The sequence below is a fragment of the Nostoc sp. XA010 genome (assembly GCF_020829625.1).
In the GTDB taxonomy this organism is placed as follows: domain Bacteria; phylum Cyanobacteriota; class Cyanobacteriia; order Cyanobacteriales; family Nostocaceae; genus Nostoc.
Map to the genome: position 1 here is coordinate 217601 of NZ_JAIVFX010000008.1, position 16197 is coordinate 233797.

The 16197-nt window shown below is 43.2% G+C and carries 19 protein-coding genes, 1 tRNA gene and 1 pseudogene; 3 read left to right on the forward strand and 18 right to left on the reverse strand.

Translation table 11 applies throughout. The features are described from left to right. Positions 1-97: 97 nt before the first annotated feature. The 7 genes from rpsC to rplC form a co-directional block, all read right to left on the reverse strand. A complete protein-coding gene (gene rpsC / locus LC608_RS14925; protein WP_229554278.1) occupies positions 98-880 on the reverse strand; it encodes a 30S ribosomal protein S3 in 783 nt (260 codons plus the stop codon). Positions 881-933: 53 nt separating this feature from the next. Beyond that, positions 934-1290: a 50S ribosomal protein L22 gene (gene rplV / locus LC608_RS14930; RefSeq protein ID WP_012410720.1), complete on the reverse strand. Its 357-nt coding sequence runs from the start codon at positions 1288-1290 to the stop codon at positions 934-936. An 81-nt stretch (positions 1291-1371) separates the two neighbouring features. Next, positions 1372-1650 (reverse strand): 30S ribosomal protein S19, encoded by a 279-nt coding sequence (gene rpsS / locus LC608_RS14935; RefSeq protein WP_012410721.1) that lies wholly within the window; start codon positions 1648-1650, stop codon positions 1372-1374. A 113-nt stretch (positions 1651-1763) separates the two neighbouring features. Further along, positions 1764-2627: a 50S ribosomal protein L2 gene (gene rplB, locus LC608_RS14940; protein WP_100901241.1), complete on the reverse strand. Its 864-nt coding sequence runs from the start codon at positions 2625-2627 to the stop codon at positions 1764-1766. Positions 2628-2781: 154 nt separating this feature from the next. After that, positions 2782-3096, reverse strand: a complete 315-nt coding sequence (locus LC608_RS14945; RefSeq protein WP_069070779.1) for a 50S ribosomal protein L23 — start codon at positions 3094-3096, stop codon at positions 2782-2784. Then, complete coding sequence (rplD, locus tag LC608_RS14950) at positions 3089-3727, reverse strand: 50S ribosomal protein L4 (protein WP_229554341.1); 639 nt, start codon at positions 3725-3727, stop codon at positions 3089-3091. Before rplD ends, LC608_RS14945 begins: the two co-directional genes overlap by 8 nt. Positions 3728-3830: 103 nt before the next feature. Then, on the reverse strand, positions 3831-4463 hold the full coding sequence (gene rplC, locus LC608_RS14955; protein ID WP_229554279.1) for a 50S ribosomal protein L3: 633 nt from the start codon (positions 4461-4463) through the stop codon (positions 3831-3833). 1031 nt (positions 4464-5494) lie between these two features. On the opposite strand from rplC, the gene LC608_RS14960 reads away from it, so the two are divergent. Further along, positions 5495-5971 (forward strand): NAD(P)H-quinone oxidoreductase subunit N, encoded by a 477-nt coding sequence (locus tag LC608_RS14960; protein WP_229554280.1) that lies wholly within the window; start codon positions 5495-5497, stop codon positions 5969-5971. Positions 5972-6006: 35 nt separating this feature from the next. Here the strand turns inward: LC608_RS14960 and LC608_RS14965 are convergent, their stop codons facing one another. Both LC608_RS14965 and LC608_RS14970 read right to left on the reverse strand, forming a co-directional pair. Next, complete coding sequence (locus LC608_RS14965) at positions 6007-6480, reverse strand: GNAT family N-acetyltransferase (protein ID WP_229554281.1); 474 nt, start codon at positions 6478-6480, stop codon at positions 6007-6009. 138 nt (positions 6481-6618) lie between these two features. Then, a complete protein-coding gene (locus LC608_RS14970; RefSeq protein WP_229554282.1) occupies positions 6619-7446 on the reverse strand; it encodes an ABC transporter permease in 828 nt (275 codons plus the stop codon). 560 nt (positions 7447-8006) lie between these two features. Between LC608_RS14970 and LC608_RS14975 the strand changes: the two genes are divergently transcribed. Continuing rightward, the gene (locus LC608_RS14975) at positions 8007-8546 is read left to right on the forward strand and encodes a DUF3172 domain-containing protein (protein WP_229554283.1); all 540 of its coding nucleotides are present in this window, start codon (positions 8007-8009) and stop codon (positions 8544-8546) included. A gap of 95 nt (positions 8547-8641) precedes the next feature. Here LC608_RS14975 and LC608_RS14980 read toward each other — a convergent pair whose 3' ends face one another. The 6 genes and pseudogenes from LC608_RS14980 to LC608_RS15005 all read right to left on the reverse strand — a co-directional run bounded on the left by LC608_RS14980 (position 8642) and on the right by LC608_RS15005 (position 14340). Next, on the reverse strand, positions 8642-9475 hold the full coding sequence (locus LC608_RS14980) for an AMIN domain-containing protein (RefSeq protein WP_229554284.1): 834 nt from the start codon (positions 9473-9475) through the stop codon (positions 8642-8644). A gap of 106 nt (positions 9476-9581) precedes the next feature. Then, entirely contained in the window at positions 9582-10064 is a 483-nt protein-coding gene (locus LC608_RS14985; protein WP_229554285.1) for a hypothetical protein, read from the reverse strand. Between the two features lie 5 nt (positions 10065-10069). After that, positions 10070-12280, reverse strand: coding sequence for a cation:proton antiporter (locus LC608_RS14990; protein WP_229554286.1), 2211 nt, complete (start codon positions 12278-12280; stop codon positions 10070-10072). Positions 12281-12558: 278 nt separating this feature from the next. Next, positions 12559-12962, reverse strand: a pseudogene (locus LC608_RS14995) (IS701 family transposase); the annotation flags it as partial. Positions 12963-13041: 79 nt separating this feature from the next. Next, positions 13042-13476, reverse strand: a complete 435-nt coding sequence (locus LC608_RS15000; RefSeq protein ID WP_229554287.1) for a hypothetical protein — start codon at positions 13474-13476, stop codon at positions 13042-13044. A gap of 138 nt (positions 13477-13614) precedes the next feature. After that, complete coding sequence (locus tag LC608_RS15005; RefSeq protein WP_229554288.1) at positions 13615-14340, reverse strand: GDSL-type esterase/lipase family protein; 726 nt, start codon at positions 14338-14340, stop codon at positions 13615-13617. A 140-nt stretch (positions 14341-14480) separates the two neighbouring features. On the opposite strand from LC608_RS15005, the gene LC608_RS15010 reads away from it, so the two are divergent. Continuing rightward, a complete protein-coding gene (locus LC608_RS15010; RefSeq protein ID WP_229554289.1) occupies positions 14481-14774 on the forward strand; it encodes a hypothetical protein in 294 nt (97 codons plus the stop codon). Positions 14775-14798: 24 nt separating this feature from the next. Here LC608_RS15010 and LC608_RS15015 read toward each other — a convergent pair. From LC608_RS15015 to hisF, 3 genes are all read right to left on the reverse strand, one after another. Then, positions 14799-14871, reverse strand: a tRNA-Ala gene (locus tag LC608_RS15015). A gap of 91 nt (positions 14872-14962) precedes the next feature. Further along, positions 14963-15157 (reverse strand): hypothetical protein, encoded by a 195-nt coding sequence (locus LC608_RS15020; RefSeq protein WP_100901219.1) that lies wholly within the window; start codon positions 15155-15157, stop codon positions 14963-14965. A gap of 99 nt (positions 15158-15256) precedes the next feature. Continuing rightward, a complete protein-coding gene (hisF, locus tag LC608_RS15025; protein WP_229554290.1) occupies positions 15257-16030 on the reverse strand; it encodes an imidazole glycerol phosphate synthase subunit HisF in 774 nt (257 codons plus the stop codon). Positions 16031-16197: the final 167 nt, after the last annotated feature.

Here is a 16197-nt window from a genome sequence, read left to right on the forward strand (position 1 = left end):
GTCATTTGTCATTTGTCCTACCCTACGGGAAGCCGCCAAAGGGCGTCTATGTCATTTGTCATCTGCCATTTATTAATGACTAATGACTAATGACGATTTATCCTTCATTTGAGCGGTCTTCAAATTGCTGGCGACGACGTTGTTGTTGACGACGACGGGGTTCACGATCGCGATCGCGGGGATCGCGTTCACGTTCGCGGCTTGCAGGTGGTAGGGGGGTTTCTTCCTGTCCAGGAATAATTTCTCCCTTAAACACCCATACTTTGATGCCCAGAATGCCGTAAACAGTCTTTGCCGTGCAATAAGAGTAGTCAATGTCAGCCCGTAACGTATGTAAAGGTACTCTACCTTCACGAGTCCACTCTGTCCGGGCAATTTCTGCACCGTTGAGCCGACCGCTGACTTGGATTTTAATCCCTTGAACACCAGCGCGTTGGGCCCGTTGAATCGATTGCCGCACTACCCGCCGAAAGGATACTCGGCGTTCTAATTGTTGAGCAATATATTCGGCAATTAGATAGGCATCAGCATCAACTCGTTGAACTTCAACTACGTTAATGCGAATTTGGCGATTACTACCTAACAATCCTTGGAGTCCGGTACGTAAGGATTCAATGCCTTGCCCACCACGGCCCACTACTACACCTGGTCTAGCTGTGCGTACTTCTAAGTCGATTTGGTCGGCTTTGCGCTCAATCCGAACTTCGGAAATCCCGGCGTTGTTTTGAGCCTGCCTACCCAGCTTTTGTTCTATATATTGACGCAGTTTGTAGTCTTCTTGTAAAAGTTCTGGATAACGATCAGCAACAGCAAACCAACGGGATTGATGTTCATGTGTAATACCCAGGCGAAAACCAACTGGATGAATCTTCTGTCCCACGAATGCTTCCTCTAAGATTTCTTACTTTACGTAATTTATTCGTGTAAGCGTGCTTATTTTTCTGGGGCGGCTCCAACAGCCACAGTAATATGACACGTCGGCTTGCGAATTTGGTAAGCTCGACCTTGCGCTCTTGGTTGGAACCGCTTTAATGGTGGCCCTTGATCAGCATAAGCCTGAGTAATCACTAGTTGAGTCCGATCTAACCCAGCGTTGTGTTCGGCATTGGCAGCAGCGCTTCTGAGAACCTTCAATATGGGTTCAGTGGCGCGATAGGGCATGAATTCTAGGATGATTAATGCTTCACGGTACGATCGCCCGCGAATTTGATCGAGTACCCGACGCACTTTGTAGGCCGAGATGCGGATAAAACGAGCGATCGCTTTTACTTCAGTAGTATTAGTAGCCATAATTTTCTCCAATTTTGTCATTTGTCGTTTGTCATTTGTCATTTGTCTTTCAGCTCCTGACTAATGACTCATGACTAATGACTACCTACCTGCTTTTTTGTCGCTTTTTCCATGACCTCTGTAGGTGCGTGTCGGCGCAAATTCACCCAACTTGTGTCCTACCATCTGTTCATTTACAAAAACTGGAACGTGTTGTCGTCCGTTGTGAACAGCTATGGTATGACCTACCATTAGAGGCAAAATTGTCGAAGCTCTTGACCAAGTTTTAATAACTTCTTTTCTGTTGTTGTCGTTGAGCTTTTCAATTTTCTTTAGGAGATGATCCGCAACGAAAGGACCTTTTTTTAGAGAACGACCCATAGTTCAATTTTGGATTTAGGATTTAGGAATTATGAGTGGGGAGTGAGGAGTGAGGAATTAGGAGTTAGATTTTACTCTCAACTTATAACTCTTAACTCTTAACTCCTAACTCTTTAAGACTCACGACCACCGCGACCGCGTTTGGAAGACTTACGGCGACGACGGATAATCAATTTGCTGCTAAGTTTCTTACGATTGCGTGTCTTCGCGCCCAATGTGGGTTTACCCCAAGGTGTAACAGGTCCTGATCTACCGATAGGTGCCCTACCCTCACCACCACCATGTGGGTGATCCACTGGGTTCATGACGCTACCTCTAACCTTAGGACGGCGACCTTTCCAGCGATTTCGTCCTGCTTTACCTGCACTCAGGTTTCTCGCATCGGTGTTGCCTACTTGCCCAATGGTGGCGTAGCATTCGCGCCGAATCAAGCGGACTTCTCCTGAAGGCAACTTGAGAGTTACATAATTACCTTCTTTTGCCACAACTTGAGCGCTAGCACCAGCAGCACGCACGATTTGACCACCTTTGCCAGGAGTCAGTTCTACGTTGTGAACACCAGTACCCAAGGGAATCCTTGAAAGAGGTAAAGCATTACCATCTTCAAAGGGAGCTTCAGGCCCAGAAATAATTATTGTTCCAACTTTCAACCCGTTGGGATGGAGGATATAACGTTTTTCGCCATCTTGGTAATACAAAAGGGCAATTCGGGCATTGCGGTTAGGATCGTATTCAACTGCTGCGACTTTGGCAGGAATATTATGTTTATCCCTTTTAAAATCGATGATCCGGTAAAGTTGTTTGTGTCCGCCACCCCGGCGACGACTGGTAATCCGCCCGGTATTATTCCGACCTTTAGCGCGATGCTTCGAGGTAGTTAGGGATTTTTCTGGCTCGGTTTTTGTGATTTCCGCAAAGTCAGAAACTGTAACTTGGCGAGTGCTGGGGGTATAAGGGCGATAAGAACGAGTACCCATAATCTATTTTGGATTTTGGATTTTGGATTTACTTAATTTTGGATTTTGAATTTTGGATTTTGGATTTAATGAGTGTTTAACTAATTGCGACCATCTTGGGGACTTATTAAGTAAACTCCTCAATCTAAAATCTAAAATCTAAAATCTAAAATTCCTAGACTTCTGGGAATAGAACTTGTCTAATCTTGTCTTCATCCCCAGGGGCGACGGTAACAATGGCTCGCTTATATTGGGGCTTATAACCGATAAATTTGCCAACACGCCGCTTTTTACGCGGTGGTAAGGTTGTGTTGACTTTTACAACCTTGACCTGAAACAAGTCTTCAATCGCAGCCTTGATTTCTGGCTTAGATGCCTTTGGAATTACTTCAAACGTGTACTTATTCTGCTCCATCAAGATAGTCGCTTTCTCGGTGACTATTGGGCGACGCACTAAGTCGGCAAGGTCGCGGGGGTCAAAGCTAGGCACTGTAGACCTCCTGAATTTTTTCTAGGGCTGATGCCGTAACTACAATTTTGTCAGCGTGCAGTAAATCAAAAACATTTAGCTGGTCGGCTGCAATTAGTTTTAAATTTTCAATGTTGCGGGCTGACAAATAAACATTATCTGTATCCGCAATTTCAGACAAAATTAACAGTGCCTTGCTTTCTGGCACTACTCCCCAACGGGCAAGTGCTGCCACTAAGTCTTTTGTCTTCGGGCGAGATAGCTCGGTGCTAAATTCTTCTACTACGATCAAGTCTTCAATACGACCCACAAATGCTGTCCGCAGTGCTAAACGTCGCTCCTTGCGGTTCAACTTCAGGTCGAAGTCTCTAGGCTTTGGTCCAAAGATTACACCACCACCACGCCACAGTGGTGAACGAATAGACCCTGCACGAGCGCGACCAGTACCTTTTTGCCGCCAAGGTTTACGGCCACCGCCTCTGACTTCAGCACGAGTTTTTGTACTGGCATTTCCTTGACGAGCATTAGTCAATTGCCGTACCAAGGCGCGATGCACAATATGAGACGCTGTTTCTTCCTTGGCAACGCGCAACTCGAAGGTCGTCTCGCCGACCTGTTCTCCTTGCCAATTTTTAACTACGCTTTCAACCATCTTTGTTATTTGTCCTTTGTCATTTGTCATTTGTCATTTGTCTTTTGCCATTTGTCCTTAGCCAATGACTAATGACTAATGACTCTTGACTAATGACTTTTGACTATCCCACTATTTTTGCAGGCACAACACTTACTAGAGCGCCCGGTTTACCAGGAATTGCTCCTTTAATAAGTAATAAGTTGCGTTCTGCATCAACTCGCACTATGGTCAGCTTACGGATTGTGATACGTTTGCCACCTAAACGGCCTGCCATCCGCTTACCTGGATAGACACGACCTGGTGTTGTACCAGCACCAATAGAACCTGGCGCTCTGTGGTTTTTGGAACCGTGGGACATGGGCCCCCGACCAAAGTTGTTACGCTTCTGGTTACCCGCAAAGCCGCGACCGATGCTTGTGCCGACTACATCGACAATCTGACCTGCACTAAAAATATCTGCTTTAATCTCTTGACCTAAAGCATAATCACCAGAACTTTCGGTGTGATATTCATTTAGGTGACGCAATGCTGGGGCAGATGATTTAGCTAAATGACCCAGTAGTGGTCTGTTCAGTGCCTTTGGTTTGACTTCGCCAAAACCAACTTGAATGGCAAAGTAACCGTCGGTTTGTTTCGTTTTAACTTGTGTAACGGTGCATGGCCCTGCTTGAATGACAGTCACAGGAATAGCTACTCCTGCTTCGTCAAATATTTGGGTCATGCCCAGCTTGGTGCCGAGAATACCTACAGACACAGTAACTGGTTCTCCTTTCTACTTGCTGACCTTGGAATTGGACTCTAGAGGACACGCTTTGTACGCATCAATTTAGGCTGGGTTAGCCTGCGAAATTTGGAATGGTTTAAAATAAACCGCTCCAAATGCTTTCGGACACAACAAACCGTGTCCGTACTGCTTGGTGAATCTGTTTAGCTTCACTCACTAGATCACCAGAACAGCCACAAGTCCCTTCCCATTGGGAAGGAGTAACTTCTGGAATCAATGCAAGGCGCTACAGCTTTAAGCTGTGTGCAGCAATGCTTTCGTCCAAGCAATTGCTCTGGCACTTTCTGGAGGCAGCGCTGTCGGCGGGTTTTCCGATTTTTAGACGCCCATAAGACGGCTTCCCGGAGATTGGCTACTGCCGTGTTGCAGTTGGACTTAAGCGGTTTTTACCACCCAGTATCCGTTAACTGAGACTGACGTAATGCCATGAAACCAACATTGCTGCTCAGTTTTTACTTCCTTAAACACCTTAAACTATTGTTTAAGATTTCGCCTGCTTTTTCAGACGCATAGGAGTAACTGTACTCTGGAGCTTTGGATTGGCTTTAATTTTTCGTCCATAAGCTCCAATGTTGACCTGAAAGCTTTCTTAGTTTACCAGTCTATGATCAATCTTAGTTAGATTATCCAATTTGGATTGAGTCATCAGTTTCTGATACTAACACTATCTCAAAATGACAGTAAGAAGTGGGTCTAATTTGCGTTTTTGGTCACAATCTAATAATATAAATTATTTATTTATGTTTGTCTAGTAATTTATAGAGTTATTTTTGGGAAGTGGGGAAGAAGCAGTGGAGCAGGGAGGCAGGGGGCAGGGCGCAAGGGGGGTGGAAAAGAGGGATTGGGGCAGGGTGCGCTTTGCAGTGGACAAAGTTTCCCTTTTCCCCCTGCTCCCTGCTCCCTGCCCCTCTGGCTCTTCCCCACTTCCCAAAGAAAATGCTTTTAATCTATCAGTTCAGGGTAAATAATAGAAATATCTAAGTGGGATAACACGAAAATCTATGGCACTAATTACCACTGGCAACGGTTTAATGCGCGATCTGGAAAAATTTGGCGCTCTTGGCGTGTATGTACCTCTGGAAGGGGGTTATGAAGGTCGATATCAGCGCCGACTACGCGCAGCTGGCTATACTACCCTCCACATTACCGCCAAAGGGTTGGGCGACATAGCTACGTATCTCACACGAATTCATGGAGTCAGACCTCCTCATCTTGGTAAAAAAAGTAATGGTAGTGGTGCGGCAGTAGGCCATGTGTACTATTTGCCACCAATTATCAATTCTCATCTAGAACAGCTACCACCAAAGTCAAAGGGGCTGGTTTTGTGGATTATTGAAGGGCATATTCTTTCCAATGAGGAACTTGAGTATTTAACGAATTTGCCTCAGCTAGAACCACGAGTAAGAGTAGTCATTGAGAGAGGTGGCGATCGCGCCTTCCGTTGGACTTCTCTAGAAAAAACTCTGTTAGCTAGTTAGTCCTTTGTGATTAGTCATTAGTCATTTGCTCATGACTAATGACTCAATTCAATCAGCATTTCAATAATGCTGACTCGAAAACCACAAGATGCAAATAACTGCCGTGAAGCCTCATTAGCAATTGCTGTATCTAGACGAATTTGCTTAACGCCCATCTGATGAAAGCGTTCAACAGTTAGCATCACCATCTGCCGCGCAATTCCGTTTTGGCGATATTCCGGCTCAACCCAGATATCATGAATAAAAGCAAATTCCTGTAACCGATAAATTGGTATTTCTTGCTCAATTGTCGCCACCAGAAAAGTTACAAGTTGTCCTTCACTTTCGGATACTAGAAATACACTACGATCGCTATTTGCCAAACGTGTCAACCATTGTTCATAACGCTGTTCTGGATTTTGCACAAAACCATACTTGGCAGAATCCCACGACTGGTGCAAGGCAGAAATTTTGGCAACCATTGGGAAAACTGCGGGTACGTCATCTGTGCTAGCGGGACGGATCAGCATAAATTCATTCTGGAATTTGTTCCAGAAACGGTATAAGTGGGTATCTGGAATGGTTATAAGGTTTAGAGACTATGGCAAACGACTTTCTGATTTTGAGGAAGAAATTCAACAGTTGAAGCACAGGTTGTAATCAAGGTTTTAATCTTGTTGGTGAGCGAATTTATAAGCACCCCAGAGAGAAAGAGCGATCGCAATCACTAGCAAAATCGGTATGCTGTACCAAGGGAACTGAGACAAAGGTAAATGGGCCGCTGCACGTAGTCCGATGCTGGCGTAGGTGAGTGGTAACAGGTAAACTACGACTTTGAGGGCATCTGGTAATGTACCTGGGTCAAAGAAGGTGGCTCCTAAGAATGACATGGGGATAATTATAAAGTTGTTGTAGAGTCCAACTGATTCGAGCGATCGCACACTCAATCCCACAATCACGCCTAACCCAGCAAATACCGAACAATTCAACACTACCAATAATAGAAATAGTGGGTTGAGAAAATTCCAGTTTCCAGTCAATAGCACCGCTACCAGAATCACCGAACCCGATGTCATCAACCCCCGCACTACTCCCGCCAGCATTTTTCCGATATGTAACGCTAAGGGATGTATAGGAGTTAACAACAATTCCTCAAAGGTTTTGGTAAATAGTCTGTCTCCACAAATCGAAAATGTCGTTCCACCAAAGCTAATTGTCATCGACGATAGCGCCACCATTCCCGGTAATATGAATTCCAAATAGTTGTTATAGTTACCACTAATCCCTGAGCCTGGTTTGATGGAACTACCCAAACCCAAGCCAAAAGCTAAAATATATATTAGTGGGGAAATTAAGCCTGATGCAGCAACTTGTACGATTCTGACACGTAAATCTAACCAATCTCCCCAAAAAATAGTGAGACTATCAGCTAGAAGGATTTGAAGTTGCGAAGTTTTGAACTTCTTGCTTGAAAATAATGCTCTTTGAGATGCCACTTGCTTCTAATTAGTTATTAAAACTTTATTAAATTTTAATTTACATGGTTTAACACATCAATTACCAGGGGTAACAAAAATATTTCATAGGAATACGAAAAATTCCTCTGGGAAAGTTATAAATACAGGTTTCTCCTGCTCAGACTTTTCGCAAAATTACAAACATCAAGCTAGCTAATTCAAGCATTATCACTGCATAATTTTTGCAAATTGAATCAAGACAATCTGATAGATATTAAAAATATGCTACTATTGGTTAATAAAATATAGAAATTAAAAATTCAGTAGCTCTATGATTTGCATGTGAAGCAGCACAAAAATAATAACAATTCCTTAATCAGCAAATAAACAAAAAAATTCACCAATTCTTCAAGATGGAAACGATAGCCGACAAGGTTGAAATTCTGTCCAGATATCTAGATAAGTTCCTATTTTTATGATTTAAGAAGAATACTGCCCAAGAACTCGCAGACAATTACAGTTAAGAATAGGCATACTGAAAGAGGGAGAAAACTTTAGACCACTCCCTTCCAAATCGGCGTGAAGGTGATTAAGCAACAATGAGACGTAAACCTACTGGTAAATCGGCTACTACTTCTAAACCCTCTATTTTCCAATCTCCAATTTTTAACCTCTTCACCATCGCAATTATGGGAGGGGTGTTGATTTTGGGAATTGGGATTGGCATTGCTTTTAGTTCTACAACCACGTTGGCGCCATCAAATGTGGCTTCTCGTGAATTCATTGATTTGAAAGCACCTAACCCTGAGATTTGTGTGCAGTACGGAGCCAGCGCGATGGTGATGGACGCTAGACTGTTCGTAACTCTCAACCCCTTCAATGTCTATGTTGCCCAGCCGAGTATGCGTCCTGGATGTGTGATCCGACAAAATAACTGGGCGCTTTTAGAGCAACGTAAGCTGGTGACTAATGATCAGGTAAATGAATGCAAAAATCGCCTGAACACCTTTGGCTTTACAGGTAATTTAGACAGTGACAAACCTGATATAAGGTGTATATATCAGAATGAAGCTGCTCAAAACTTTTTCACGGCTCAACCAGGAGCAGTTGGAACACCTCAAGAAACTGACAGATTTTAGAATTGGGAATTGGGAATGGGGCATGGGGCATTGGTTATTAACTCTTCTCCCCCTGCTCCCCCTGCTCCCCCTGCTCCCCCTGCTCCCCCTGCTCCCTATCTATTTTTAGGAAGGGGTTGACCAAACTCGATTACCTGGGGATTAGGAACATTGGGGATGGTTGGAACTGGAAATTCCGACATACCGAAAGGAGGAATGCTATTCAAGTTGCTGGGTTGAGTTGGGAAAGAAGGAGGCGGAAGAATCAAAGCAGGTTGTTGAGAGGATGTATTAGAAGTTAGGGGAGGTACGGTTACAAAAGGCTGCCCTGAGTTATTAGTGATTGTTGAGGGTAGGTTATTTGATATAGGCGGAACTGTGAGTAAGGGCGCTTGTAAATTAGTAGTGGTTACGGGTAGATTAGTAGACGAATTTTTGGGTGTTTGAGGTTGTTTCTTGGGTGAAGGTGGGGAGTTCCCCGGTTTCATGGCAGTAGTTTTACCAGAAATAACCGGACGTAATACCCAGCGAGTGGGGTTTTTTCGAGAAACGGGTTGCAGTTGTATCTGTTTAGGATTTAAAACACTCCCTGGTGCTAAATCTAGGACAATGCGTGTGTCATTTGCGTTCAGTTGAGAAACGCGAATGCTTTTGATTGCTCCAGAATAATTTTGTTGTGTGGTAACTTTGCCCAACTTAGTATTCGGTAAATCTACAATAAGCCGAGATGGTTGGGCTAGGTAGAAATAACGGGGGGTTGTGCCTGCTGAGAGGGTGATTTCGAGTTGCTGTGTCTTGGAGGAAAAACGCCAATTTTCTAGCTTTGCCACTGGTGTCGCAGCAGTAGTGCAAGTTTCAAGCGCGATCGCTGCACAAAAGCCTAATAGACTGATGCTAAATAGCTGCTTGCGCCATTGGCAAAATTGCCTAGTCTTTAATCCCTGATCCATTCTTTTTATCTGCTCCATAAAACCCATACAATGCGCTCACATTGGTGTTTACTTCGCGCTTCCAATCCCGTAGACGCGATGAATCGCGTTTTTACCCACTCCTAATTCAATTAGCTTTTTGGGGCACAGCAGTAAATTTCAGAGGTTGTGGAATGCCATTTACGGTTAACTGGCCTGTCATATTACCTTTATCCACAAGTTGCATTTGAATTGTGACTAAGTTCAGAGGATCATTTTGGGGGCGAGGAATATTACAAAGGATTGATTTACCAACTTTTCCAGATAAATTTAACTGTTGATTTCGGAAGATGCCTGCCAGAGAGTGCTTTTCGTCAGTATCGGGGTTAGCGTTTGCCGGTAATACAGAGGCATTTAAGTAAATACCCGACTGCTGGATGTTTAACGTCAGAGTATCCGATTTTTCACAGTTAGGCAAATTCTCTGACAAGGTTAGACGATACCGACCGTTAATTGGAGGAGGAGCCTTGAGATTGTTTTCCCCGTAGACTGTTACAGTTTTAAACAACACTAGCACTGAAGTTATTGCTACTCCGTAAAAAGTTAAAGATTTGAGGTTGAAATGATTCATAAAATTCAACTCCTCAATGTTGGCTCTTGACTACTAACTTCAGGAAGCATAGAGGCAAGGTGAGCGGTGACTTGGCTGTAACGGCGGGTAATCAGCAGCGAGGAACGACATTGGATAGCTAGTTGATCTGTATATCTTCCCAAGGTTTGGCGCTCGATACCCCAAGCGCGGCTGGTGCCAGCAATAGTTAGGTCTACGCCTTCTGAGGCTTGAATTACAGCTTGGATTGGTTCGGGGGCTTCAATAATTTTGATTTCGATGCGATCGCGTACACTGGTGGGCAATTGCTCCATCATTGTGTGCAGTTCGTAATTCAATTCTTCCTTGACCTGATTTGCTACTATCTGTAATATCTGCAACATACAAGTTTCACGATTGATTAGCAGTCTTAGAGCTAGTATTAGTGCTAAATCATCATGGATATTGGCAGAATAAGGTACCAATAAACTTTCTAATTGCTCTTTGCCTTTATCTACAAACACTGCAACATCCACTGGGGCAGTGATAAGCATTTGTCCGACTCGTCCACCTAAACGATTACTACTAAAAGCTGGCCTATGCCAGCCCACGAGAATTAAATCAGCTTGTTGTGATGTGGCAATCTGTGCTGTTTCGCGGGCAACATTGCTGGATATGCGAACGATAGGATGTACACAAGAACGAGTTTCTGGGGGTTCGAGAGTATTAATTAATTCTTGTAGCTGGTGGCGGCGCTGGGCGATTAATCGATCTGCTTCAACTGGGGTACTTTCAAAAGCATAATCTTCTTCAAATTCAATCAGGCTAAGAGGGTTAACAATGGCAGGATATCGGTAATTGAGAGCGATACCTACGGCGGGCTGCGCCAACGCTACTGCCAACTGTACTAAACCTTTTTGGGTACTTGGATTAGCCACTGGCACTAAAATTCGGAAAGGATGACTGTAAGTTTCACCTCCAGCAGAGGTGTTTATACCTGTTTCTGCTTCCGACTCCGGTTCCATGACATCTAACCTGATCAACTTTTTCGGATATGTCCATTCCAGCAGTGGCGAGGTCATGAATGTAGTTACCAATGCCATAATTACCAGCATGGTAAATATTAAGGGGGAAATTACCCCTAACTCTAGACCAATGTTTAGCACTATCAGTTCGGTTAAACCGCGAGTATTCATTAACCAACCGAGTGCCGAGGCTTCCCGTTTACTAATGCCACTGACACGGGCTGCTACATAAGTGCCAACATATTTGCCTGCGATCGCCACTCCTAAAACCAACGCACACAAAAGCCACAATTCGGGACGGTTGAGCAAGCCAATCTGCGTCTTTAAGCCACTGTAGGCAAAAAATATTGGCAGTAAAAATATCAAAACAAAATCTTCAGTTTTTACTGCCAATTCCCGTACCAAATCTTCATTTTTGGGCATTGCTGCTCCTAGTAAGAATGCCCCAAAAATTAAGTGAATACCAATTAGTTCGGTGATTAGTGCTGACGCAACTACGCCCATGTAAATCCCAGCTAGCAGCAATTGGCTGAGGCGTCCCGCACGAACGTAGTATTTGGCGAGGCGTTGGAGGAACCAACGTCCCGCCGTCAACATCAAGCCGATGTAAACTATGCTGGCGATAATTGTGGGTATCGCACCAGCAAAGTCACCAGTTCGCGCAACTGCGATCGCTACTGCTAATAGACACCAAGCTGTCACATCATCGACTGCTGCACAAGTTAACGCCAACGTTCCTAAACGCGTTCCTTGTAAATTGTTTTCAGTAATGATTCGTGCCAACACCGGAAAGGCAGTAATCGACATCGCCGCCCCCAAAAACAAGGCAAAAGCGGTAAAAGATACACTTGCATTGGAAACTAGGGGATAAAGGATTACCGCTAGCAATGTTCCTAAAGAAAACGGCACCAAAATGCTGACATGAGAAGTTAAAACAGCTACTTCTAATTGTCCACTAAGGTATTTTGGATTAAGTTCTAGCCCAATCAGAAACATGAAAAATATTAGTCCCACCTGAGACAAAACATTTAGAAAAGGAATAGTTTCTGGTGGAAACAAAGAAACTGCTACATCGGGAGCAACTAAACCAAATAAAGATGGGCCAAGCATAATCCCGGCGACAATCTCGCCAATTACTAGTGGTTGCTTAATAGAACGGAATCCTAGCCCTACTAGCCGTGAAAGCCCAATAATAATCAGCACTTCAACCAGAACGAGAATAACTATATGCATGGTTTCCTCAAAATTAACTATCTGGTTTCCCTAAGATAATTCTTTAAAAGACGGGAAAATGTCAAGCTTGTTAGATACAGCCAAGGTTAATTTGTGCTTCGTCGTCATGTCAATTATTGTTACAATGCAGTTGTAGCCGTGAAACATAAATTTTGATGATTTTAGGAGCTACACCTCTAAGAGCTTCCGTAAAGATGGCAAGAAAATTAGTTAATAGACATCCAATTTGTAGTGGTGCTTAAATGCCACTACAAACAACTTAGCGGTTCTAGCCAGAGTCGTTTCAAACCATATTCTACCCAAGTTCTTAAACCGTAAAAATTACCAACTTCTCTTGGGGTAATTTCTGGATATTTACTCATTATGTACCAAGCCGTGTTTTTCGGAAGATCTTCCTTATCCGTTATTATTTTTATTTGCCAATATCTGATATCCGATTTTTTGCCACATATTATCTCTCTAATATATCTATTCTCTGAACTTAAATCCGAGAAAACACGCTTGAATCTTTGCCAATCCGAGTATTTTACTTTTGAGTCTGTAATTCCCCATGCTCTGTGGTTTGAGCGAATCGCTACAATTAAATTAAGGTTTAATTCATTTAGTAGGCTTAAAAATTTTTACTACTTTCACCATATAAAGTATCCGCCAGCACAAGATTGAATCTAAACCCCATTGTTTCTTAGAAGAGGTTTAATTAACTCCAACTCAAACAAGGGGTAAAAATCGACTTTAGTATAAATAATCGATAAGTTGAAATTTTACAACCATTCCCCACCCCGGAAACGCCAACGGGGAAAGATAATTCGCATCAGGCTTTGTGAACTAATAAAAACTGCTAGCCACACGACAGTATAGTGCAATAAAAAAACTGCTAACGACAGTTCTTCTTTAGGTAAAAATATTGGTAAGAAGCCAAACAGTTTTACTCCACAGAACACAAATATTAATTCCCATATACCAGCTAAAAGTTGATAGGCTGCGGGCCAATCCCTATCCCATCGGAATTTTTGGAGATAGTTATAAAGCACATCCCAACCTAAGCCCAAGACGGCGACATAACCAAGTATCCAAAAATAAACCGAGTTAGCATTAGAACCAATCCAACCCATTACAAAGGGCAAAGACACAAGTACGCCCACCGTTGCAAGTAATAATAATCGAGTTTGCCAACGACCAAATAAAGTTGGTGTCATAAGAGTACTGAATAGAGTACTGAATAAAAAATAGGGAAAAGATGGATTTAAAAATTCAGCACTATTGTAGTGCTTTTTGCAAGGATGGGAGATACGAGAATATTCGGTTAGCCCAAAAGCATCAAGATATTTATCTAATTACGATGGTTTAAGTTGGTAATCAAATTTAGAATGGTAAGTTGCAATCGCATCCCAATTGATCACATCTTCTAGCAAAGCTTGATAACCTAGTGTATTGGGATGAAGACCATCCTTACTCAAGCGTTTAAGCCGCCAATTTTCACCACGTTCCATCCATTGCTCAAAAATATCTAAATAGGGAATCCGCCGTTTGGTACAAGCAATTCGAGTTGCTTCTTTGTAGCGGTACTGATCGGCATGATTATAGTAAAAACAATCTAAAAATGGCATCTTGGCTTCATCCACTGGCACCATGCCCACAAATAACACAGGACATAGTTGCTGTGCTAAATCTAGCAGAGAAGCAATTTCTTTTTCAAACAATGTAAAATCTGTGTAACTTCGACCATCGGGACGCGCTAACCGCGCTGAGTCATTCACGCCTACTGATAAAATAATCAAGTCGGGGACACGATTTCGCAGTTCACCCCGGTGGCGAAATTCAACTTCTAGTCTTTGGGCTACTTGTTGCGTGCGATCGCCTCTTACCCCTAAATTATAAAGAACATGACCCGCACTATCCGGCAACATCCACCATCGCCGCAGTTGCTCGATCCAGCCTCCTTTTTCCGGGTCACCGAATCCATAAATTAAGCTGTCCCCCAGTGCGACAATCTTCATGGGCTGAAAGTCATTTGGTGATACAGACAGCTGCATTGAGGAAGAAGCAAGAAATGTGTGCATTTAAAAACTATATTTTATATCTTTACAAGATTCTATACATTTCTATACCATAGATGGCTATGTTTAAAGATCCAAGCATCTATGGTTCTAGTTATTGATATGGTTGCTTAGAAGCATATTATCAGCAGCATTTACACAAAATGTTTCCACCCAAACAAGACACGGAACATAGCACAGATGTGTTAAATGTCCTACTACAGCAGCACAAAGCAATATCACTAGATGCGTTGGCGCAGACTACCGCAGCGATCGCACAAATCATTGATCCTGATGAGTATGAAGTTGAAGAAGTGCTAGAAAAATGGCTAGAGTTCTTACAACAAAAACGAATCGCCTCAGAAACCCATTACAGTCTCTATCATTCCAACTTTCGAGACTCGCTAGGTAAACAGCAAATAAAACCTTCTGAAAACTTTCATAACCCTCTCCCTTAATAGAGAAGATTAGGGTTTTAAGAATGGAGCTAAGCGGATTCGAACCGCTGACCCCCTCAATGCCATTGAGGTGCGCTACCAACTGCGCTATAACCCCTTAAAATCCATTATATATACTCGCTTGAATATTGGTATTTTGTCAAGCTTTTGGTGGATAAATTTTTAATATCTCCTCAACCACTGGGCACTCACAACGACACTTGCAACAAATAGGTCATACAGTGCCCCATCAAAAAGTAAACTACTAACATGGCAGCAGCAGCCAGAGCAACTAATGTACCAGCCAACATGAGAGAAAATTCTTTACTCTCGTAGGCTCTTTCCATTAAGTGCAGTGACCACGCCACCAGGGCGACATCAAAAAGTAGAATAGGAAGCAACATATTTTTTAATAATTGTTAATACTTGTAAAATAATATTAACACCCTTTCAGGGAAGTGTGTTTAGCCTTAGATAGATGTCATTAAACAGTAAATGATGGATCAGGAGAATGTTCTTACTGGCACGTTGCGATCGCGCAAGTAATTTTTGATTTCTGCTACGCTTAATTGCCCGTAATGTAACAGAGATGCGAGTAATGCTGCTTCAGCTTTGCCTTCAGTTAGGGCTGTGTAGATATGTTCACAATTACCTGCACCACCTGAAGCAATAACTGGAATTTCTACAGCATTGGCAACTGCCCGTGTGATCTCAATGTCATACCCAGCTTGGGTTCCATCAGCATCCATACTTGTTATTAGCAGTTCACCGGCCCCCCGTTTTTCAACTTCTTGTGCCCACATTAGAGCATCTAAGCCTGTATTTTCCCTGCCACCCCGCACATACACATCCCAACCTGGATTCTCCGGGTTATTTCTGCGTCTGGCATCAATTGCAACAACTATGCACTGATTACCAAAGCGATCGCTTGCCCGATTAATCAAGTCTGGATCACGCACCGCCGCAGAATTAATACTAACCTTATCTGCGCCCGCTCGTAACAAAGCTTTAACATTTTCTAAGGATTGAATGCCACCACCCACAGTCAATGGAATAAAGACCTGTTCAGCAGTTCGGTAGACGACATCTAAAATTGTAGCTCGGTCTTCATGAGTAGCTGTAATATCCAGAAATACTAACTCATCAGCACCGGCTTCGTTGTAAACCTTGGCCAGCTCTACCGGATCGCCTGCATCTTGGAGATTTACAAAGTTAACTCCTTTTACAACCCGTCCCGCCTTCACATCTAAGCACGGTAAGATTCTTTTAGATAACATAATAACTTTTGTACTTCTGGGTAATTGACCGGAATTTAAATTTTAAATTGGCGCGGGTATTCTCAAACTAAAATTTTCACGGGCATTGGGCATTGGTTCTTCTTTCTCCTCCTGCTCACCCTGCCTCCCCTGCCCTCCCCTGCTCTCCCACTCCCCACTCCCTAGTC